This is a genomic window from Companilactobacillus muriivasis (assembly GCF_036246245.1).
Classification (GTDB): domain Bacteria; phylum Bacillota; class Bacilli; order Lactobacillales; family Lactobacillaceae; genus Companilactobacillus; species Companilactobacillus muriivasis.
Genome location: NZ_BTTQ01000007.1, coordinates 160,416 through 183,490, shown reverse-complemented (window position 1 = coordinate 183,490; position 23,075 = coordinate 160,416). Strand labels below are relative to the sequence as shown.

The window sequence follows — 23,075 nt, the reverse complement described above, 5'->3', positions numbered from 1 at the left end:
CTCTCCTTGGATTGGGTTTGGTCGCTTAAATCCTAACATGAGAACAGTAATGTTCTTTTGTTTTGCTTAGAAAAAGACATAAAAAAACTGGTATTGATTATTCATCAATACCAGAAAGTATAGAACCGAATAAAATAAAGAGAGTCAGTAATCTTGGATAGATTATTGACTCTCTTTTCGGTTTACAATTCAGCTAATAATTTATTGGCAGTTGGTTCATTCAAGATAACATCGGTGAAATAATTACCTCTCAACGTTGCGCATAATGCCGATGATTTGAATTTGTCATTGACGATTGTTACACGCACAGGAACTTTCAAAATCTGCTTGAGACTGAGACCAAAGACTTTATCATCTTTCTCGTTAACTAATAATTTGCCCGATTTGTCGATTGGGCGACCATATACCATTGCAGCGATATTCTCAGGATTAACATTTGGAAAGAGAATCTCGCGACTTTTCTTCCATGATCCGATACTGTTGACTGAATCCAATGTGCCAACACTGGTAAAAATTAAATCCAATCCTTCAGCGGTGGCCAGTGTTGGTTGAATGGCAGGTTCTTGAGCTAACAGATTTCTAACGTTCGCATTGAGGATGTAGAGCGGGGCATCAATAGTGTAATATTTGCCATTGTAACTTGTTGCAGCTTTTTGAACCATTGGCATTGTTCCAGCTAGAGAGTTACGTTTGCCGTTTTCGCCAATAAATTGTGTGAAAATAGCGTTATCTCTGGCAGTTGTTTGAAATGAATCGATCACGTGATAAATTGTGTCACCCCAAGTCAAACCAATAGTTTTCTTACCATCAATCAAATCTTGTAGATATTTGGCAGCGAAGGAATAAAATCGATCGTTTTGGTGCGCAATATCTTCAGTATTTTTTAAGATATAGAAATTATGATGTGGAAAATTCATCCGGAGTTTACTTTCTAAGTCAGAACTTCGGGAAAAGGGCGAACTAATATTTATAGTAACTATTTTTTTGTCAATTGCTTCGGACAAATATTTTGATATTTTATAACGGCTAATGTTGTATTTTTTCGAAATGTCACCCAAGTTTAAATGGTTTAAATAATAGTCTTGAGCCAAATCTACTAGTAATGAAGTGCTTTCTTCTTGAGACATGACGAATCTCCTTTCTATATAAGTTACCCTATTTAGTAACCGATTTCAATTTCAAAGACTAGTGAATTTGAATACTCATTTATTGCAAAATTAATTTTTGCATTTAGCGAATATTATTCATTTAAAAATGGACAAACAAAAAAGCATGGTAACCGTTTGTGGATTACCATACTTTTTTAAAGCCAGCTACTGTCGTTTAATTGAACCAATTTGCTCTTTGAAGATGCTTTGTAATACGTACTTTGAGTAAATTCATCTTCGTTGCCGATTGTGCAGACCGTTCCTTTTGTTAAATGGTCGGAAACTTTTTCACCTTTGAGGTTGTATAAATCTGCCTTGTTGACTGTAACTTCTAGGCGAAAATCGTTGGGAGTGTCTGTCTCAATCATGCTTGAATCAGTTTGATCATCTTTGGTTAAAATTTGAACATCGCTAGCTTTAACTAATCGATCTTTAGATACACGATAATAGAATCCATCGGCGGTTAGATTCTTTGTCGTTGTGGTCGTGGCTGCTTGAGCGATACCATTACCGGTGGTAAGAGCAGGAATACTTGCGACACCCGAACCTAATGCTACTAATGATGCGAACAAAAGACTCTTTTGAAGTAATTTCATGTGTGTATTATCTCCTTAGATGTCTGTGTCAGTAAATGATTTTATTTTTTGATAACTAGAATTTATTAATATCCTGTTATCAAAAAATATCATAACTTATTAGATTTCTAAAGTCGTGTATGTTGTGTAGCCATTGTGTACATGTCTTAGGCAAAAAAATATTCCTATCTATTCCGACCAGTTAATTGTTATAAATTGAATGTAGTAACGTGTGGTGCTAGTTAAATATGCCGTCTCCAGAGCTGGGAAATATTCACAAGCTGTGCGGAACGGTCCGAGCCAAAGAACGGTCTCGACCCTCGGTTTGAAGCCTTGACACAGTTCGTCAAGTCTCCAAACACGTCCGGTGGTATAAGTACGGAAGATTCCTTCCGTACTTATACCACTACCACGGCACACAAATATTTCCCAGCTCTTCCGATTAATTAATCGTTATTAAGTTGAATGTAAAAGTATTTAAGCAATTTTAAACTATAAAATATTTGTTGTAAGTTATCAACTAGCACCATGCGTATGTAGTAGTATTCAAATATTTTTATATTCAGTCCGTGTTGGATACCGAAATATAAGTGATGCAAATGTTTATAATAAGTTGTCAATCAGCACACGCGTTGAATAATGCTCAGCTCTGGAGACGGCAAAACAAAAAATCCCCTGATAATTTCAAATTTATCAGAGGATTTTCCTAATTCAATTTCTTAATCAGATGCTTTAGTAGAACAAACAAAGCGATAAAGAAACCAGCCATCATCATTAATAAACCATTTTCATTACCAGTCTGTGGGAACTTGTTCTTGCCATAGCCTGATCCAGTATTGCTACCGGTTGAAGGATAGGTGACGCTTGGGCCGGGTGCAGGGGTGGTGATACCAGGTGTACCAGGAATAGTTACCTGACCTTCATCATTTTCATTGCCGGGAACTTCAGGTGTAACAGGTACTTCTGGATAAATAGGAGGTGTAGTTACGCCAGGAATCTCGGGCTTTTCAGGTTTACCAGGTTCTTCAGGGTTAGTAACAGGAGGCTTTGTTCCGCCAGGGTTGCCAGGTTCTTCAGGGTTAGTGACAGGAGGTTCAGGTTCTTCAGGGTTCTCAGGATTTTCGGGTTCTCCTGGGTGGTCGACATCAGGGCTTTCGATCTCCTTGTCTATAGCTTCCAAAGTATTAGTATTATCTTTTGTAACGGTGAATTTAATAGGTGTCTCATCGAGTTCATAGCCATCGGGGGCAGCAGTTTCAACGAATGAATAGTCGCCAGCCTCAAGGTTAGAGATAACGATTTGACCTTCAGCGTTAGTAGTTAGACCGCTTTGGAGAACTTGACCATTGCTATCTAATAGATCGAAGACGGCACCAGGCAAAAGTTCTTTCAATGTGGCGTCAACTTTTGTTAAAACAACGGTACCTGTGTTAGAAACGACAGTTGTTGCAACGTTGAATTTTTCCAACTGAACTGGTGTTGTTTGACCGGCAACAACAGTAAATTCAATTGGAGTTGTATTCAATTCATATCCAGCAGCTGGTTGAGTTTCAACAAATGAATATTCGCCAGCAGGTAAGTCCTCGACAGCAATTTCACCATTGCCATCAGTAACCATACCTTGTTTGATGATATTGCCATTCTTGTCGAGTAAATCGAAAACAGCTCCGGCAATTGTATCTTTAGAATCAGAATCGAGTTTCTTTAAAACAACGCTACCAGTTACGGCGGCATCTTTATCATTAGCTACTAGGTTAATAGAACCATTGGTTGGAATGGTAAATACATGTTCTTTGGCATTTAGTTTATAGCCATCAGGAGCTCTAACTTCAAGTAAAGTGTAAGTACCGTAAGGTAAATCTCTAATGATTACTTGACCATTTTCATCAGTCGTAGCGTTAGAAATTAAAACTTTACCACGAGCATCCTTTAATTCATATTCGGCACCAGCTAGTGCTTGGTTAGTAACGGCATCAGTTTTAGTGATTGTGATTGAACCATCTTTTTGTTCACCACCACCGGTACCAGAACCACCCCAAGAAGTTGATGAGTCAACGGAATAGTTACCTTCGCTGGAACCCATTGTAGCGTGGTTAGTCCAAGTTGTTGGACCGTTAGGGTTGGCGCTAGTTACTTTAGAACGGTAATAAATTTCGACGGCAGAGTTTATTTCACCAGGGAATGTAATAATCAATTGATTTCCTTCGACTTTTACATCAGGAGAAAGTTGAAAACCACCACTGATAAAACCGTTAGGACCAAATGATCCACCGGTAGCTGATAATGAACCGGGGATATATTCTTGTCCAGGACTGAGCGTATCGGTAATAACGACATTTGTTAGTTTGTGTTCATTAGGGTTGAAAGCTATATTCCAAGTTAATTCGTTAGGGGCCAATTTGGAAGTAAATCCAGCAATCCAACCGTTTTTGTTAAACATCCAATTGTTACCTTCGTTGTTATCGCCGGTATTAGTACCTTTAGCTACTAAAGATAAAGTACCGTGACGGTTAGCAGAAGTTTCCTCAAGGGCGCTGTTAAAAGTGATTGTACCTGTTTTAGCACCGGCCTTGAGTGTAGCAGTACCAATTTCAACACCGTTAGAGTCGTAAATTGGAAATGCTAGATCACCAGGTGTTGTGATACCACTAGGTAATTCAAATGTTACAGTGTCACCTGCATCAATTGGAACGCCGTCTGGAATACTCCAGTTATATTTAATGTCGAAGTTTAACCAGGCGTATAAATTATCAGATGGTTTGATAACATTGCCATTCATGTCAGTAATTGTAGCGTCGTTGCCGGTTAAACCATCTACGGTCAATTCGGCTTTTGGCGTAATAGTTGCCGCTTGAGTAACTGTCTTTGGTGGCGAAATTGTTTTAGTTGTAGTTGGCGGTGAGGTCGTAGCAGCTTGAACAGTTTGCGTACCGGGGGATAGTAGAAGCATCAAGGCAATGAATAAACCAAGAATAGAGATAGCCACTAATGTTGTAGCTAAAAATTCTCTCTTAATTAATTTCATCTTTCAGACCTCCAGTTAATAATGGAGTAAATTTTCTAAATATTGAAAACCGCCTCTGAGTGGCAATAATGTAGTCAGCTTTAACAGCAGCTACATTATTGCTACTCGGAGGCTAGAGTCTATTAATTAAAATTTTTAGGCTTCCAATATTTAGGGTGTAATATGTTTATTCATTATTACGGTTAGAGTATATGACTCCATATTAAGGTAAGTAAAATAAATAGCCCAATTAAATTTTAATATTGATTTGATAGTATTTTTAATATGTACCAATTTTAGATTTGCAATTAAAAAGGCTCAAAGTTAGCAGACAAATCATCTGCTAATTTTGAGCCTTTGGGGCCTAAACGATACCGTATCTAAAACAAGTTTCATACACATTGTAGTAGTTATACAAGTGAGTGTTCAGCGGCTTCTGGTGTAAAGTCGATTTCATTGATACTGGATTTTCTACGAATAAAGAAGGAAATACTTAATAACGAGAAGACGGCTGTGATTGAAAGTAATACTAACATCTCAGGCTTGGCTGAATCGCCAATCATCAATGTTTGTCTCAATGCATCCACGCTGTAACTCATTGGTAGGTAGGGATGGATTGTTTGGAAAAATCTATTTGATAGTTGAATTGGATACGTTCCTGCTGAACCACCTAATTGAAATACTAGGAGAATCATGCTGAAAAATGATCCAACTTTGCCAAGAAATAGATTGAGCCAGTAGATGATGGACATGAACATCAAGCCGGTTAAAAGTAGGACGATGAACGTTGCACCTGCCTGTACTGGTTTCAAGTCATCGATTAAATGCAAGAGGACGAATGCTGCAGTAGCTTCGCCAACAACGAATATGCCAGTAACGGTTGATTTGCTAGCCCACCATGCGATGCCAGTTCTTGGAAACTTTCTTGGTGTGTAAATATCGAACATTAGGTTGAAAGCTAATGCACCGACGAAAAGTGAGACAGACAACATGTAGGGTGCCATGCCGGTTCCGTTGTTAGGAGCTTTGTCACGTTCCTTGTGCTTAGTTGTGGCAGGCTGGGCTAATTGATTGTAAGTCAGGTTAGTTGATTTGAGATTGGATTTTTTAGCTCCAGTGGCAAGTTGTTGAGCGATTGTCTGATTACCATTAGTAATTTTATTGATACCTGAACCCATCTGTGCAGAACCAGTGGATAAAGTTTGCGAACCGTCAGATATTTGATTAGCACCATTAGCTAGCAGGATGGAACCGTTCGTTAGCTGCTTTCCATTCGTGGCAAGTTTAGTAATGCCTGTTGTTAAAGTATTGGCGCCGTTGTCTAGTTGATTGATACCGGAAGCCAAAGTGGGTGCCTGTGAATTCATTTCATTCAAGCCATTATTCAAAATATTAGTTCCATTTAGTAAAGCTGAATTTTTACCAGCAAGTTGGTTAGTACCTGTGTTTAAAGCTGTGGTTCCTTGGACTAGCTTATTCGTGTTACTGTCAATCTGACCGATACCACTGTTGAGCTGTGACATGCCAGTTGCGGTAGTACTAAGTTTGTCTGTCAGTTGACTTGAACTGGCAGCTAGTTGTGCAATAACGGTGGATAAGTTATCTTGCGTTTCAGTTAAGGAATGTTGTGTGTCGTTCAGTTGGGTAATTGTTGCAGCTTGAGTCGTCATTAATTGATTAACATCGGAAGTTAAATTGTCGGCGGCTTTAGTTAAACTATCGGTATTGGAATCAGTAACGGCAGCTAAAATGGCGTTCTTTTGTACTGTGGTTAGCCCTTGTTGATCCGCTACTTGAGAAATTTTAGTTGTGACGTCTGTACTAGATTGGTTGTTAATAGCCTGTTGTAAATTAGTCAAATCACTTTTTAATTTAATTGCTTGGTCAGAATTAGTAGTTGCCAGCTGATTTTTCATAGTGGTAATCGAGCTGTTGAGTTGTGTGGTGTTATCAGTCAAACCAGAACTGACTTTTTGTAAATTGTCCGTTAGATTTTGGCTGGCAGAATGGAGCTGTGTTAATCCAAAATTCAAATCATTGGAACTACTTGATAACTTATCAGTGCCGGAACTTAGAGCTTGGGCTCCAGAATTTAAAGTTCCAACTGACGAATTGATTGAGCTGACGCCATCCGTGTAGTTTTGTAAACCAGATGATAGAGTTTTTCCACCAGTTGATAATTGTCCGAGACCATTTACAAGAGCAGACGATTTGTTATCAAGTTGGTTAAGACTGTTACTCAAATTTCTGGAACCAGATTCAGCTTGGTTAACACTGGTCACGTATTGATTCAAACCTTGATTAAAGGTATTAGCGCCATTAGAAAAGGTTAGGGATCTTTTAGCCAAAGTCTTCAAGCCAGAAGTTATCTGTTTATCTGCACCTTCAACCTTAATGCCACCAGCAGTTAATTTCTGACTACCAGTTGCGGCAATGTCCATACCGTTAGATAGTTGCTTGATGGAGTTAAACATTGTTTTTGAATACGTCTTAGTCACTTGTTCAGAAACTGATTGAGCAACTTTTTGAGCGGCGGAAGCAGTCATTTTAGATGCTGTAAAATTGTGACCGGCGCTTGTTTCGTAATGTAAAACCATTTTCTCGGGATGCTTATTGAGTAGTGTTGTCGCATTTTTGGAGAAGTCTTTGGGGATGGTAATGACCATGTAATACTTACCATTTGTCAAACCTTTGTCAGCAGTGGCAGTAGAACTTAAAATGTGAAAGTCCATAGCTTTGGATTTACTAAGGCTCTTAGTCAGATTCTTGCCGACCGCTAATTTATTGCCTTGATAAGTAACACTTTGATCATGATTAATCACTGCCACTGGGAGGTCTTGCAACTCACCATAAGGATTCCACATTGACTTCAGAAAAGTGACTGAGTAGATAGAGGGGATAAAAATCATGACCGCGAAAACAATAATCATAAGTTTATGTTTTAATATATATTTCCATTCTGCTTTAATCATATTAATCTCCTTCATAAAATAAAATATGTTATAGTTGTCTCGAAAATTAATACTCAACTGTGGCTTAAATAATAAACTGAAAAAATTTCAAGTCCACAACATAAATACACAAAGTGTGTAATAAAAATTAAAGGTGAGAAAATGAATAAAGTTGATCTTCGAGTTCAGAAAACTAATGAGTCCTTACAAACGGCGTTCCGGCAACTGGCAAGTACTACAAGCTATCGCAATATCACAGTTAAAGCTTTGACTGAAAAAGCTCATATTAATCGCAAGACATTTTATCTACATTACGATTCGATTGAAGATTTTTCTGACACGGTGGTTGATGAAATTGCTGGAAAACTCTTAGGAATAATGATTGAAAGACCGTTAAACCAAGGCTTGTCCGAACCAGGTTTTCTGTTTGATCAAGTGCTCGACTTTTTCAAAGAGTCGCGAGAATTTTATACTTTGATGATGACATCTGACGATTACAGCTCTCTGGCTAGAAAAGTTGAAAAGCAGGTTGCCGAAGGATTGGCTGCAGCTATTTTTAAAACATTCGATATTTCTAAATTAGATGCAACAGTCTGTGCAAACTTTTTGATTCGTAATACTTTGATGCTGTTCCGAATTTATAAAGAAGATAAGAAGAATTTGGATCGAAGCGAGTTTCGTGACCGCTTGATTAGACTGGATTCAAGCGGATTGAGTTCGTTTATCGACGTTAAAAGAAATATTCGCAAATAAAATTTTTTTGAGAGTAAATACAAATCAATAAAAAAGCGCTATCATTATAGTAGTTACAAAGTGTAAACGTTTTTAGGCGTTGTCTCCGGCTAGAATATATACTTTATAGATTTTAGTAATTTGGTCGTTGCGTGCGATGTGATGATTTCAAATTATGTGCATTGGATTATAGAAAAAAGTTGTTTTCTATCAATGTAGAGGCTTAGTTGGTAGAGATGAACTGGCTGGAGGTTTTGAGGGAGAAAGGTAACCGCAGTGATAGTGGTGTTAGGCCGATGTTTTTCCGGCCTTACAGCACAGACGTATTTTGAGATTCGCGTTTTTTGCGGAGCTCAAAATCGAGATGAGAGACCTTGGCTCGAATCGGTCTCACAGCGATTAACCTTTCTCCCTCAAAACCGGAAGTGGAATTTAAAAATTATGATTTTTATTTATCAATTAATAGAGGGGAGGGAACCTGATGGAACTTAAACAGAATGTTAATCAAAAACAAGTTCAAGGGTTGTCTTTAACGCAAGGAATGCGACAATCAATTTTAATTTTGCAATCAGATGCCATTGATTTGGCTGATTATTTGAGTGAACAGAGTTTGGAAAATCCACTCTTCGATGTTCACGTTAATTTGGATATGCCATTTGTCGATAATGAAGGTGGCAATGGCTATCAAATAAGGGATGAACAGCAGTCGTTATTTGAATATTTATTGGATCAAGTCCAACTGACTATGCGAAAGACTCCGTTGCGAGATTTAGTTGTTTATTTAATTGAACAGCTTGATCCTAACGGTTATCTAACTTTATCGGACGATGAGATTTTTGAGGAAGTCGACGATATAACGCCAATTATGTTGCTTGATGCGAAAACACTTTTGCACCAACTTGATCCTCCCGGGATTGGGGCCCGTGATTTGCAAGAATGCTTGTATCTTCAAGCAGAAGCTGACAATGCTAATAAAGCTGTCATGTCAATGTTGAGTGATAATTTTGAATTGTTCACCAAACATGAATGGAAAAAATTAAAACGTGCCTTGAAACTTTCGAATGCTGAATTGCAGGATGATGTTAACTTTATCCAGTCACTATCAGCTAATCCTGGCCAACGTTATACTTCACAAAACGAGCAATACGTTGTGCCCGAACTAGCAGTTAAGAAAAATGGTGATAAATTGAGTTTGGCTGTAACAAAGTATGGTCAACCACAATTGATTTTCGCTGAAGAAACATACGATCGACTAGCTAAATCAACCGACGAAGACGTAGAGAAGTATATTCACGATAAATACAATCAGTACAAGACGTTGGAATATAATTTACAAAGACGGATTGAGACTGTATCAATTATCGGTAAATGTATCGTTAAGGCACAGTATAAATTCTTTATGCAAGAGACCGATTCGTTGGCACCACTGTTGATTCGTGATGTGGCTCAAAAACTACAAATGAGCGAGTCAACCGTAAGTCGGACAATTAATGGAAAATATATCCAAACCGATTTTGGTATCTTTGAATTGAAACAATTCTTCTCACGTAGAAGTAAAGTTACTGTCGGTGAAGAACAATCAGTTGATCAAGTTAAGAACAAGATTAAAGGTATCTTGGATGACGAAGATAAAACTAAGCCATTGAGCGACCAAAAGATTTCGGAAATGTTAAAGGATGATGGATTGAAGATTGCTAGAAGAACCGTTGCTAAGTATCGTGAGCAATTAGGCTATCCTGCAACCAGCCGCCGTCGTGTATAAAAAGTTCTGAGTTTACTCAGGGCTTTTTTTATATGTAATGAATGCCGCCGGATGGGACGAATGATGGGGACCGCTATGCGAACGGTTCGAGCCAAGGTCTCGAACCTCGATTTTGAACTTCGAGAAAACCGCTCGAATTTCAAAATACGTCGGTGGAGTAAGGGATAAATCCCTAACTCCACTTGCACAGCAGGTCCTCATCATTCGTCCCATCCGGCTAAGTTAACTGTTGATTTGGTTGGTATTAATAAACTATATTTTTATTGTTGATTTCTTGTTTGAATTTAGTATGTTTCTTCGTAATTTACTTTAAGAGCAAGAAATGGTTTTAGCATTTGGCAGATTTAGATGGTTATCAGTTATGTATAGAAGTCAAAAGATAGTTTTAAATAAAGTAATAACATAGACGGAGGTTGGCAGAGATTTCACGTGCAGTGGAAGTTATGTTAGGCTGGTGGTTTTCCAGTCTTACATAACAGGACGTCTTTTGAAATTCGAGTGTTCTTCTCGAAGTTCAAAAGCGAGGGTCGAGACCGTTCTTTGGCTCGAGCCGGTCCCACAGCAGGCGAAAATCTCTGTCAACCGGAGTCGGCATCCTTTAATTAATTTCAAAGAAATTGTCTTTTTGGCATGAAATATTTGTATAATGAACTAACTAAGGGAGTGCACATATGAATATTGGACAATTGATAAATCAAATCGTCTTGATGTTTTGCTTAATGCTGGTGGGGGTTCTAATCAATAAATTGGAATTCATGCATTCGCAAACTTCGAGTGATTTGACCAACGTTTTACTATATATTGTTTCGCCATGCTTGATTATTAATGCATTTGAACAGCCTTATTCTGGCAGTCGGATTAAACAATTCTTGTTGGCGATTGCTGGCGTGTTTTTACTTTATATTATTGAAATTATTGTGGCTAAATTAATCTTTGGACGACTGAAAAATCAGAATTTGCGACGGATTGCTCAATATGGGAGTATTTATTCCAATGCTGGGTTTATGGGGATTCCGTTAATCAGTGCACTATTTGGTTCTGAGGGTGTATTCTTTGCGGTTGTCTCTTTGGCAGCGTTCAATATCTTCAGTTGGACTCAAGGTGTGTCACTATTTAATGATAATGAGCATGGATCGGCTGAGAAAACTGATTGGAGACAAGTGTTGCTGAATCCGAATATTATCGCAATTTTTCTAGGAATTTTAATATTCATTTTCTCTGTAAAAATACCAAGCATTCCCAACCAAGTTATCAAGTATGTCGGCTCCATCAATACACCGCTGTCGATGATTGTGATTGGTAATAGTTTGGCTAATATTAAGTTTAGTCGCGATATGTTGAATAAAGAAATTGGTTTGACGATTTTATTACGTAATTTATTGTTTCCAATTATTGGCATAGTGCTTCTGAAAGTTCTCGGTGTTACAGGCATTGCTTTCTATACGACAATCGTAATGGCAGCCTGTCCGGTGGCTGGATTGGTCGTTTTGTTTACGTTGCAAGCTGATGGCGACACAGCACCGGCTATTTCGTTGATGAGTTTGTCTACTATTTTAAGTTTAATTACGATTCCAGTAGTTTTCGCATTGGGAAGTTTGTAAAAAAATCCTCTACTATTAGATTCAAAATCTAAATAGTAGAGGATTTTTAATATTTTAAGGAAATCAATCTTAAAGCAGTCACTTTTGAAAAGCAAACAAATTTTCTGGTTGCCAGATGAAGTCATCATCACAAATGTAACCCCTTAGCCATAGGCGATTGTTAACGTGTCGTAGATAAAATCCTTTAGGCTGGTTAACCTCAGTTGAGGTTATAGGAGAAGCAAAGGTAACGGCTGAATCAGGAGCTTTGTGGCGGTGCATGGCATGATCATCACTGGCTGGTTGATCTTTCCAGAATAAACGGCCGTAAATAGCGGTTTCCAAAGGGCAAAGTTTATAGCCTTGTTCTTGGGCGCCCAAAAGAATATTCGGCAAGGTAGCGGTAGTTTTTAAATTTAGTTCAGCAATCGTCAAGATTTTTAAAGTTACTAAATGTGGCTCTTGAGAAAGAACAAGTCGAGAATCAGTAAATAACTTTTCAGCACTTGGATTAAGACCAATCTGTTTTTCTTGAAGTTTGTCTTTTAGCTGATTAAGAGAGAAACCACCTACATTGAAAGTTAATGAGAACATATTTTTAGCTCCTTTGAAAAAAACTATCAATTTAATTAAAGCATTAATATAGCTTTAATTGTACTGTACTGCAGAATTGAGTTTACGACGATTACATAAATAAATAATTGCCGTTAAAGGAACAATAAATAACATCACTGGGTAAAAGAATTTAAGTGGAAAAATAGTTGGCAGGATTCCACCAATGATAGGTCCAAGTGACATACCGATATCACTTCCCAAATAATAGGTGGCGTTGGCAAGTCCTTGTTCTTCTAAGGGAGCTAATAAGAGCGAGGTTGATTGGGAAACAGAAACCATAACTCCAAAACCGATTGCCATTAAGATAGCTGCCAAAATCATTTCAAAGTTATTTTGCATTATTGTTAATAGGATGATATAACCAATTGTCGCAATTATGCAGATAGAAAACCAAATGCCGAATGAGATAGTATCGAAATAATTTTTTAATAGAATTCGAATAATAATCAGAGCGATTGAGTAGCATAGAAAGAAAAGACTTACGGTAATACTCAAATGACGTTCTTGAACGTACATGACAATATCAGCTTGAGTGACAAAGTAGGGGATGGATAATAGTGAAAAAATTATTGCCACAGGTAGAGCATCTCGTTGAATAATCTTAAAATGTTTGCCTTCTAACTTAACAGAAGGTTTGGCGTGATTATCGATTAGTTGTATGACGGCTACCATGGCTACAGCACTCAAGGCTGCCAAGATAATGATGAATTTATAACCTAGACGCTGGTAGATACTGATTGCTAGGGCGGGAGCAATTGCCATCGCAAGGGCATTCAATAATCCGTAATACCCCATCGCTGCCCCAAGATGTTGCCGTGGAACTAAAAATGCCATCCAAGTTGCCAAACAAACAGTACATAGGACGAAACCTACACCATTGATAATTCTAAAAGTTAATAGCCAAGTTACATTGGAAGCAAAAAGGTATCCAAAATCACTAATAGCACATAAACTACCACCGATTAATGCTAAACGATATTTAGAAATTCGGTCAGTTAAATTTCCAGCAAAAGGTCTTAATAGCATTGAAGTAATACTCATAATTCCCACAATGATGCCGGCAAAAGCACTATTGATCCCTAAATTACGGGCATATCCATTCATCAGTGGGTTAATTGCCTGAATACTAAATTGATAAAAAAAGGTTGCTAACATTACAAAAATAATGTCTTTTGAAAAAAATGAGAATTTATTTGTCAAAATTTATTCTTCTCCTTTGAAAGCTAATTTGACAAAATAAAAAAAGGTGTTTATGAACACCTTTCTTTTATTTGGTTATAAAGATGAAAGTTCTACTGTAAAAAAATATTAATTATGGACGAGCAATACCTTTAAAGAGCTGTAGCACGGTTTTGGCATGTTCGGTTCCTTTATAAGGTCTTTGACCAATATCTTTGATAATTTGTTGGTCTGGCTTAACTGGTGACCATAATTTTTCAGTATGATTAGTAGCAAAATCAAGTAATGTTTGACTAATGAATTTATCACGATCGAGTTGTTCTTGACTAGCATTAGGTGCTGTTTGACCGACAATACCGTACATGTCAGTACCGTGATAAGCGGGAGAACCTTCAACTGGGCCAACACTTAGTTGATAAACGCGTCCGCCAGCTTGAGCATGATCATGTGCTTCTCGAATAGCGGGTAAGGTGAAGTTATAGTCTGTGAAGAATTTAGTTCTGACATTGAGAGGTGAATCTTTGCCAGCTCCACAATGTAAAGCGATAGCCTCAGCTTGTTTGCGTGGAATATGGCAATCATAAACCATTTCATCAATTACGTTTTCGACTGTTTTGGGATCAACGTTGTCTGGAATATTAGCAGCGTACCAGCTTGCCTCAGCTGTTGTTGAAGTTATTATTAGGTCGACATCTTTGTGTGTTCCACTTTTAATAACGTCAGCGGGGTGAGACTTTAAAATTCCATTTGGTAAAAATTCATCATCGACAATTCCAATTGAAAGTGTATTTAGATTACCGCGTTTCAAAACGTCAGTTGGTAAAACTTTGTTAACTGCATCAATTAATGCTTTGTTATCAACAGTTAATAACTGTTCTGGTGAAGTTAGCTCGAGTGTTTTCAAAACTTTATCTGCTAATTCTTCTGCCCACCAAGCTGGAATATAACGTGCGGCATATCCTGAGAATGGTGCTAATCTGCTATATAATCCGTCAGCTTCAGGTACAGCTAAGAGCGTTAATAATGAAAATGAACCAGCGCTATGACCAGTAAGAGTAACTTGGTTGGGGTCTCCACCAAATGATCCAATGTATTGTTGAATCCATTTCAAAGCCAGAATCATATCTTGTAGACCTAGGTTACTGGCATCTTTAAACTTTCCACCATATTGAGATAACTCAAGCCAACCAAGTGGTCCTAAGCGGTAATTAAGAGAAACTCCAATAACTTTGCCACTAGCGACTAAGCCAGATAAATCTGATGTATCTTGAGAATTAGCGCCATAAGTCCAACCACCACCGTGGATATAAACAACGACTGGGAGCTTTTCTGTGACATTATCTGGAGCCCAGATATTAAGATTTAAGCAATCTTCGCTTTCACCTTTGTCAGAATTTAAAAAGTAAGGATCAGTTAGTTGCACCGATGCTGGTCCACTTTGACTATATTCATGGTTAGATTCGAATGGAACCATTTTAGCTTTTTGGAACCGACTGGAAGTACCATAAGGAACTCCGAGCCATTCTTGAACGTTGTTAAATTTTTTATTAGGATGTGACATTTTAAATTTCTTCCTCAACATTTACTTTTTTTGTGATGCTTTGTTTATTGTTTCTTCATTCTAAACTGTAACCACACGTTACAGTCAAGCATAATTTTAATTAAATATGTGAGAAAAAGACGTTGATTCTCTTTTGATTAGTAAACAAGAGAATCAACGCCTTTGGGGTTATCTTTTAATAAAAATTTCAAATGAGTTAATGTCGCCACGATATTTAGCGATTGAATATTCAGCAGGTACGTCGTTCTTGGTTGTACCAGTTGTGTGGAAATAGAAGATTGGATCATTCTCATCAATATTTAATAAATCGGCAGTCGTTTCATCAGCAGATAATACTTCTAATTTACGGCGAACTTGTAAGATTGGGCAGTCGTGAGAATCCAAAGTGGCATACAATGAAACATCGTTGAAGTCGAATTTATCCAAATCGGGGAAGACTTTGTATGGAATATAACTCGTTACCAAAACAACTGGTTGATCGTCAGCGTAGCGTAATCTGACTAGTTTAAAAACATAATCTTTTTTATCAATTTTTAAATTCTCACAGACCTCATCGTTGGGCAATTCTTTCTGCAATAAAATTACGTGAGTTTTAGGGGTTAATCCCTTATTTTTTACTTCATCATTGTAACTTTCGATTGTGTGAGTGAATTCTTGAGAAATTTTAGCTTGTTTTACAATAGTGCCACGTTTTTTTCGCTTAGCCAATAATCCCTTATCAACCAATGCTTGGATTGCTTGACGAACAGTGGGGCGACTAACACCATAGATTTCCATTAGTTCAGTTTCCTTGGGAATCAGAGTATTAGGTTTGTAAGTACCGTCATTGATTTTTGAAAGCAAATCATTTTCGATTATTGTGTGTTTTGGCAAATTCCCACCATTCATAAGGCAAATCTCCTGTTATTTCATATTCTTTGGATATTTTCTGTCGATTTTAATTGAGTCAACGTGGTCAAATTCCATCCGTTGCTTGATTGCATCGATAATTTTAACGCCACTACTTGTACCAATTCTGTCAGCACCGGCCGCAATCATAGCCAAGAAATCGTCAGAATTTCTGATACCACCAGCGGCTTTAACAGAGACGTCATTACCAACAACTTCTTTCATCAATTTAACGTCTTCAATTTTAGCACCGCTGGGTCCGAAACCAGTTGAAGTCTTAATAAAGTCAGGCTTAACTTCTTTAGCGATTTCAGCAACATGCTTGATTTCATCTTTAGTTAGGTAAGTATTTTCAAAGATAACTTTGATCAAAACTGAATTATCGTGGCAAAGTTTGACGATACGTTCCATCTCATCTTTGATATATGCGAAGTTTCCATTCTTAACTTCCGTAATATTAATTACATAATCAATTTCATTAGCACCATTTTCTAGGGCGTTTTTAATGTCAAATAACTTGGATTCAACAGTCGTTTGACCAAGTGGGAAGCTAATTGCAGCACCGATATCAATGTCAGTGTCTTTCAATTCATTATAGCAAACCTTGGATTGCACCTGATTAATGGCAACCATTCTAAAGTGATAGTCCTTAGCCTCGTCACAAAGTTTCACCATGTCAGCATCAGAAGCATATGCATGTAAATTAGTGTGATCAACCAATTTTTCAAGTTCATTTAAAGTATATTCAAGCATAATTAAGTCCTCCAAATAATCTATTAAGTAATTACATATTAAATGGTATGCTAGCGCTTACAAAATGTCAACGATTGATTTACTAACTGTTTATGTATCACTGCATCTATGGGCAACTATGATTAGTATCGTAATATAACTGTGTGTCTGTTTTTTTAATATGTAATTACCTAAAAGAAAAAGCTATCAATTCATTTAAGAATTGGTAGCTTTCATTATTCACCATGTTTTTTACCGCGGACAACGTGGTCAGCGTGTTCCAACATTTCATTGATGATGTCCAGGATGTGCGGATCATCTAAGCGGTAGTAGTTGAATTTGCCTTGTTTTTCCGAACTAACCAGTTGGTGCTTTTTTAGAATTGCCAATTGATGGGAAACAACGGACTGTTCAATATCCAAAGTTTGACCAATCTCATTGACGTTTAATTCGTTATCTTCCAAAAGTTTAAGCATTTGCAATCGATTAGGGTTGCTCAATAATTTAAAAATTCGTTCAGATTCAATCAAATCTTTAGAATCAATCAATTTAGCTTGCTCTTTTTTAGCCATTGTTGTAAGTCCTTTGCTAGTAATTAAGTATAGTATACAGCATTAAAACAGGGCAATTAAGTGGCTAATCAAACCGCTGTCCCAGAAGACATACAGTCCTATCAGTACGTAACAGACTTTCATCAACTTTTCACCGTGAGCTTCCATAATCTTAGAAATTGCCGGTATATTTGCGATGAGTTTAATTAATAAAACGACCAGAATAGTCAAACTACCGATAAATAATAACGTAATGATAAAGTTAGAAATCGTTTCGCCAACTAAAACAGGTAGAAAAATGGAGAGATTGCAACCAGCGCAAACTGATAAATAGGTAACCAAGGTACTCCAAGTCTCTGATTTATGACTTGATTGTTTATTATCATCGTCGTCATCATCGTGAAAAGCCAAATAAATTGGCAGAATCCCCAAAATTCCTAAAATCCATTCCGGAAGAAAAGCTGACAAGGCTTTGCCAATAACAAAACTGGCCGTTAACAAGATTATATTTCCCAAAAGATAGCCAAGTAGAACATGCGATAATTTATATTTCTTTAAAAGGAATATAAGCATGAAGAAAAAATCCAAATTAACACTTAAAAAAGTTAAAGCTAAAATCCAATAGTTCATTATAATTCTCCAATACATATGTGCTTAATAACATATGTTAACTATAACATATATGAATTAAAAAAAGTACCAGACAATCCTAATATTACAGGAAACTGTCTGGTACCGTTGTTAAATACATTTGAATACTTTTACATTCAATTAATAACGATTGAATATTTCCCAGCACTGTAGACGAGATATTTAACTAACATCGCATCTATTTTAGTTTTTCATTATATCTCTAAAGAAATCAACTGTAATATCAAAAAGAGGTTTGAGAATTGCCAAGATCATCAATGACAAGTCAACGAACAGCAGCTTAACCATCCAAGCAACCGACATAGTTGTTGTAAAGTGGAAGTAGAGGGCAAACAAGCCCAAGAATACCGCGACGAATGCGAAAATATAAATAATAACGATTCCAATCAATTCTTCTGTTCTGTTTTCTGTGTGATCCATAATAATCTCTCCTTTGAAGCCGAGCGCAAATCCTTCCATTAACACCCCACGTTTTGTATACGCTTACATTATATCATTTTTGGTACTAAAGAAATCATTAAAATTGGCCTAAACGTTGATAAGTAGCACACATTAGGTTATTTGTTATCATCTTTAATCGTATGAGAGTTGAGGTTCTGTAAAATCGGTTGAATTGTTTAAATGGGGCATAATTAACTTGATAAGTAGGCTAACTATTGAGTTTAAAAGGAAAAAATGGGCTGTGACTTAACTATTTTCACCTTAAACATTCAGCATAAACGTGCAACAAAACATAGCTTTTTCCGCTTAAAACAAAAGAGACCAGCAATCCAAAATCGGATTACTGGAGTCATTTGCCTTAATGCTCGAAAGCTGACCATGTTTTGTCACACTCTCTATAGATTTAAATATTTACTTTCGATATAGTAACCGTCACTCAATTCAGCCCAAACGCTGTAATTATCAAGTTGAACAATTTTCTTAACGAAAACATCCTGACCGCCACGGAAACGTTTATTATCCATGTCGCCGTAGGGTGTCTTCCAAGCAGTAATATATTGGTCTTTATAATACATTACTCTGACTGAACGCTTGATTTCCATTGTATCAATTACTGAATATGTATAACTGATGTTGCTGGCGGTCTCAGCTAGGGGACTATTCAACATTTCTTGACGAGGTGTCGTTTGCTTGATGATCCGTGTCTTAATACTTTCAGTACTAGGAATCCAAGTGTTACCACCAAGGTTATACCAGATTGTCTTATTGTAAGTTTCTTGAACAGCACGATAAACTTTCCAAGTTGTTCCATAAGGCAATGTTTTTTCTAGTGGAACTTTGTTAAGAGGCTCGCTGAAGACACGAACATTATTAGTTGTTTCAATGAAAAGATTCTTGTTGATCTTGATGTCTTTCACTGGCAAAACGTTGTAGACATATTCTTGTTCTTGAACACGTGAAGTAAATTGGCCACCGGCTTTTTTGGGTGAGTGAACTAAGAAATGGTTGGCTTCTTCGAGTGGCTGAGTGTCAAATTTACGATTCAAGTCGCCCTCAAGATATTGAGGATCAGAAATTAATTTTCCGTCAGTGTTGCGGTGATAAACGATGACCGGTGCTGACAATTGATTGGCATAAACTAAATAGATTCCGTCAGAATTAGGGATAAATGTCTGTTGAAAATTTGTGACTGATGACAAAACAAATCCTGGTATTTCTTTCCAAGGAATATCTAGTTTATCTAGATAATGGCCCTTGATCATAGTAGAGTCGGAGATTTCTTTGCCAAGAGAATCAACATAGTGAACTTCAATTTCAACATCATCGCGAGCTAATTTTTTAACTTTAGGTGAGAGTACATTATTTTCCATAGTTCTTTCCCCGTTATGGGAAAAGTCTTGCGTATTTTTCTTTCCCATAATAATTCCCTTCTAACATTAAATTAGTGTAATTCTAACATGAAAAATTTCCTCTAATTGCCTTTATATAGGTATCTTAAAGATATTTAAGGGAAACCTAATAAAGAGTAAAGAAAATTTTAAACTTTGGGTGGGGTATCTTTGAATTCCGCCTCCAGATGCCAGTTTTTTCGCCTGCCGTGAGGAACGGTTCGAGCCAGAGTGCGGTCTCAAACCTCGCTTTTGAGCCGAAAAACGCGTCTCAAAAGTCGTCCTGTGGTGTAATGGCTTGTGCCATAACGCCACCTTCACTGCTGGTTAAAAAACTGGCACCCGGAGGCTAGGGTATTTTAAAGATTTGGGTTATTTGTATGCTTAATTTTTAATTATAGAATGCTGAGTTAGACATTATTTCTGAAGGGTTTATTTTGGACACATCAATGTATTAAAAAAGCCTCAAATTCAATTAAAAGTCAAATAATATTTCCTATAATTTAAATCATTTTGGCAAAAATTAAATTATCTAAACTGATTATATAGACGATTAGTAGGATGATATACTTCTTATACATAAATAATGTAAGGGGTTTAATGATGCAAAAATCACACAAACGTTGGTTAATAATATTAATATTTATTTCCATACTGTCTGCCTCTTCGTTTAATCGTAGATATAAAAAAGTGAATGCTGAAGAAGCAGAAGTCACTGAAGTAACGCCATATAAAAAGCCTAGTGGTAATGCAAGGTCCTTTCTGGGCTTGCGTACTAGAAGCGGGTATATTTTACAACCGGCTGACAAAACTTATATTCAAGTTGATCAGACGAAGACTCTTAATGCTGATGCTAGACGTTCTTTAGCAGCACAGCTTGTATATGCTATACCTTTCCCTGTTCGAAGATACCAGTGGTATAAGTCAACTGATGGAAAGACTTGGACGGAAGTGCCAAAGAAACAGTCTGGGCAGGAAAAAAAATTGCCACTGACTCCGACTGACGTAGGGACTACATATTATCAGATGGAAATTTACTGGGGAACTGCACTTGGTTGGATTAGGAACAAACAGCTTTATTCTAATGTTGCTACAGTTTATGCAGTCCCTGAACCAGTGGATGCAACAAGCGTGAAAGTAACAACAGATGATGATTATTTATACAATTCAGTTAATGATATTGTCAATATTGAAACTTATGCTCATGCTATTCCGACACCTGCAAACTTTACTGGTACTGTTTCATGGAGTATTGATAATCCTAATTTAGCAACAATTGATGAAGAAGATGGACTGATTACAGCTAATACGAATCGCCTTGGTGGAGTCGTTACGGTTACTGCAACGATGCATAATCCAAGTGGTAAAGATATTACTGGGTCGACGGAAGTATTGATTGGTGGAGGGCTGGAAGATCAGACGGTCCATGCGGGCAATACGGCAACATTTGATCTCCGAGGGAATATTGGAGATTTAGATGATGAGGACGAAGATGACAGTGATGGGAATAATGACTACACAGTTAAATGGTACAAAGAAGATCCAATCACGCATTCCAGAACGCAGATTTTGAAAGATGATCCGCAAGCACTTTCTTACACAACACCAGCGACTACTTTGGATGATGATGGAACAATTTTCTTAGCTATTATTCAAGTTAAATATAATGGGAAAATCTATTCCTACACGACAGAGGATGCATACTTGCACGTGTTGCCAGAGGGCGGTCCAAGCATTGAGTTACATGATTCTTTGAGTAATGAAACTTACCATGACAAAAACGATACAGATACCGTAATTTTTGGTGTTAACAACGGCGATTTGGTCAGATACAAGGATACAGTTACCAATGAGAGTACTTCAGGAACATTGAAAGAGGCCGACTACACATTGCCTTTGCGTAAGGGAACTCAAGTTGCCAGTGTTAAATTGGATGGCAAAGATACGACAAATTATAAATTAGTTGATAATGATGATACTAATAGTACTGATTTAGTAATTTCTGGGTTGAACTTTAAAATCAACGAAAGTCATGCTATCGAAGTTGACACAACTGTTACTGGTATTGATTCGAAAACAAGCTACACATCTGTGCCGTATATTACTGGTAAAAATGACGACAATAATACTTATCAAAAATTTGGTAATGACGAGACGCTGAATTATACAACTAATTCAGTAGTTGTTAATAAGGTAAATGATATTGACTATGGAACTATCAATTCCATTAGTGCTTCAAAGACTTTGTCACGACCAGATGAGTTAAACTTGCCAAACAATATGATGGAAGTTGAAGATATGCGCCGTTATAAGAATCCTTTGATAGTGTCAGTTTCGCAGGATTCACCATTACAAACTGATGCAGGTGATGTTTTCGCAGGACAATTACGTTTCTACAACAATGGTGAGTACACTAATCTTCTGGAGGAACCCGCTGTAGTTGCGAATACAGTCAAAGATGAAGAATTAGTTTCACTAGGATGGGATAAGGACAACGGGATCTTGCTGTACCTCGAGTCTAAATGGAACGTCGCGGGAGTTTATAAAACTCGAGTTAATTGGACGATTTCAGACAGCGTTTAATGGGGCCTTGCCGCCTCTGGTCGTCAGTCATGTAGGCGCTGTGCGACCGGTTTGAGCCAAGGTCTCGAACCTCGATTTTGAACTTCGAGAAGTGCGCTCGAATTTCAAAATACGTCGGTGGAGTAAGGGATAAATCCCTAACTCCACTTGCACAGCAGTCTACATGACTGACGACCAGAGGCTAGTTTTATTGATATGGGCAGTGGATTGGTTCTACTGATTTTGAATTGAAGCAAAAAAGATTTGTTAGCTATAAAAATATGTAGATAGTTCGCTTTTTCAATCGTCTTTTGGAAAATTAAGCTTTATTTGTAAAACGTGATTGACGAAGGTCAAACCTTTATGTGCTATAATACGTTTGTACAAAAAAAGAGGGATAGAGAACATCCCTCCAGTAGCTCGGTAGTCTTGTTAAAGATAAATGGCTACGTTAATTTATAGTTATAAAAATAACCGTTAACTGGCCAAGTTAGAGCGGTTATTTTTTTTGATGAAAGTCTAGTATTAAAACTACCAAATTAAAATGGTCAATTATCTATCAAGTATGTAGATAATTGGTCATTTTTTTTCGTAATGTAATTAAAGAAGGGGATGAAATTAATAAGTTAAACAATTTAATACTGAATCATAAAATCCAATAAATAAGTCGGAAGAGATGAGAGCAATCACCAACTGTGGGTGTGGCGTTATGGCTTCAGCCATTACACCACCGGGCGAGTTTGGAGACTTACCAG

The 23,075-nt window shown here is 37.2% G+C and carries 17 protein-coding genes; 4 read left to right on the top strand and 13 right to left on the bottom strand.

What is annotated here, in order from left to right:
* Positions 1 to 182 precede the first annotated feature (182 nt).
* The 4 genes from AAA923_RS09210 to AAA923_RS09195 all read right to left on the bottom strand — a co-directional run bounded on the left by AAA923_RS09210 (position 183) and on the right by AAA923_RS09195 (position 7,699).
* Positions 183 to 1,127: a sugar-binding transcriptional regulator gene (locus AAA923_RS09210; protein WP_338216562.1), complete on the bottom strand. Its 945-nt coding sequence runs from the start codon at positions 1,125 to 1,127 to the stop codon at positions 183 to 185.
* Positions 1,128 to 1,303: 176 nt separating this feature from the next.
* Positions 1,304 to 1,744 (bottom strand): hypothetical protein, encoded by a 441-nt coding sequence (locus tag AAA923_RS09205; RefSeq protein WP_338216560.1) that lies wholly within the window; start codon positions 1,742 to 1,744, stop codon positions 1,304 to 1,306.
* Positions 1,745 to 2,429: 685 nt separating this feature from the next.
* Positions 2,430 to 4,748 carry a SpaA isopeptide-forming pilin-related protein gene (locus tag AAA923_RS09200; protein WP_338216558.1) on the bottom strand — a complete coding sequence of 773 codons (2,319 nt, stop codon included), beginning with the start codon at positions 4,746 to 4,748 and terminating at the stop codon, positions 2,430 to 2,432.
* Between the two features lie 389 nt (positions 4,749 to 5,137).
* Positions 5,138 to 7,699, bottom strand: a complete 2,562-nt coding sequence (locus AAA923_RS09195) for a YhgE/Pip family protein (protein ID WP_338216556.1) — start codon at positions 7,697 to 7,699, stop codon at positions 5,138 to 5,140.
* A 141-nt stretch (positions 7,700 to 7,840) separates the two neighbouring features.
* Here AAA923_RS09195 and AAA923_RS09190 point away from each other — a divergent pair, with 141 nt between their 5' ends.
* The 3 genes from AAA923_RS09190 (at position 7,841) to AAA923_RS09180 (ending at position 11,773) form a co-directional block, all read left to right on the top strand.
* Positions 7,841 to 8,431 carry a TetR/AcrR family transcriptional regulator gene (locus AAA923_RS09190; RefSeq protein WP_338216554.1) on the top strand — a complete coding sequence of 197 codons (591 nt, stop codon included), beginning with the start codon at positions 7,841 to 7,843 and terminating at the stop codon, positions 8,429 to 8,431.
* 460 nt (positions 8,432 to 8,891) lie between these two features.
* Entirely contained in the window at positions 8,892 to 10,172 is a 1,281-nt protein-coding gene (gene rpoN / locus AAA923_RS09185) for an RNA polymerase factor sigma-54 (RefSeq protein WP_338216552.1), read from the top strand.
* A gap of 671 nt (positions 10,173 to 10,843) precedes the next feature.
* Positions 10,844 to 11,773, top strand: a complete 930-nt coding sequence (locus tag AAA923_RS09180) for an AEC family transporter (RefSeq protein WP_338216550.1) — start codon at positions 10,844 to 10,846, stop codon at positions 11,771 to 11,773.
* Between the two features lie 78 nt (positions 11,774 to 11,851).
* Here the strand turns inward: AAA923_RS09180 and AAA923_RS09175 are convergent, their stop codons facing one another.
* The 9 genes from AAA923_RS09175 to AAA923_RS09135 form a co-directional block, all read right to left on the bottom strand.
* Entirely contained in the window at positions 11,852 to 12,346 is a 495-nt protein-coding gene (locus AAA923_RS09175; protein WP_338216548.1) for a hypothetical protein, read from the bottom strand.
* Between the two features lie 54 nt (positions 12,347 to 12,400).
* Positions 12,401 to 13,567 (bottom strand): MFS transporter, encoded by a 1,167-nt coding sequence (locus tag AAA923_RS09170; RefSeq protein WP_338216547.1) that lies wholly within the window; start codon positions 13,565 to 13,567, stop codon positions 12,401 to 12,403.
* Positions 13,568 to 13,679: 112 nt separating this feature from the next.
* Positions 13,680 to 15,107, bottom strand: coding sequence for a carboxylesterase family protein (locus tag AAA923_RS09165; RefSeq protein ID WP_338216544.1), 1,428 nt, complete (start codon positions 15,105 to 15,107; stop codon positions 13,680 to 13,682).
* Between the two features lie 168 nt (positions 15,108 to 15,275).
* Positions 15,276 to 15,995 (bottom strand): GntR family transcriptional regulator, encoded by a 720-nt coding sequence (locus AAA923_RS09160; protein WP_338216542.1) that lies wholly within the window; start codon positions 15,993 to 15,995, stop codon positions 15,276 to 15,278.
* Positions 15,996 to 16,010: 15 nt separating this feature from the next.
* Positions 16,011 to 16,748, bottom strand: a complete 738-nt coding sequence (gene deoC / locus AAA923_RS09155) for a deoxyribose-phosphate aldolase (RefSeq protein ID WP_338216540.1) — start codon at positions 16,746 to 16,748, stop codon at positions 16,011 to 16,013.
* Positions 16,749 to 16,963: 215 nt separating this feature from the next.
* Positions 16,964 to 17,299 carry an ArsR/SmtB family transcription factor gene (locus tag AAA923_RS09150; protein WP_338216538.1) on the bottom strand — a complete coding sequence of 112 codons (336 nt, stop codon included), beginning with the start codon at positions 17,297 to 17,299 and terminating at the stop codon, positions 16,964 to 16,966.
* Positions 17,300 to 17,341: 42 nt separating this feature from the next.
* Entirely contained in the window at positions 17,342 to 17,908 is a 567-nt protein-coding gene (locus tag AAA923_RS09145) for a cadmium resistance transporter (protein WP_338216536.1), read from the bottom strand.
* 204 nt (positions 17,909 to 18,112) lie between these two features.
* Positions 18,113 to 18,349: a hypothetical protein gene (locus AAA923_RS09140; protein WP_338216534.1), complete on the bottom strand. Its 237-nt coding sequence runs from the start codon at positions 18,347 to 18,349 to the stop codon at positions 18,113 to 18,115.
* Between the two features lie 416 nt (positions 18,350 to 18,765).
* The gene (locus tag AAA923_RS09135) at positions 18,766 to 19,788 is read right to left on the bottom strand and encodes a MucBP domain-containing protein (protein WP_338216532.1); all 1,023 of its coding nucleotides are present in this window, start codon (positions 19,786 to 19,788) and stop codon (positions 18,766 to 18,768) included.
* Between the two features lie 570 nt (positions 19,789 to 20,358).
* On the opposite strand from AAA923_RS09135, the gene AAA923_RS09130 reads away from it, so the two are divergent.
* On the top strand, positions 20,359 to 22,341 hold the full coding sequence (locus AAA923_RS09130) for a hypothetical protein (protein ID WP_338216530.1): 1,983 nt from the start codon (positions 20,359 to 20,361) through the stop codon (positions 22,339 to 22,341).
* Positions 22,342 to 23,075 lie beyond the last annotated feature (734 nt).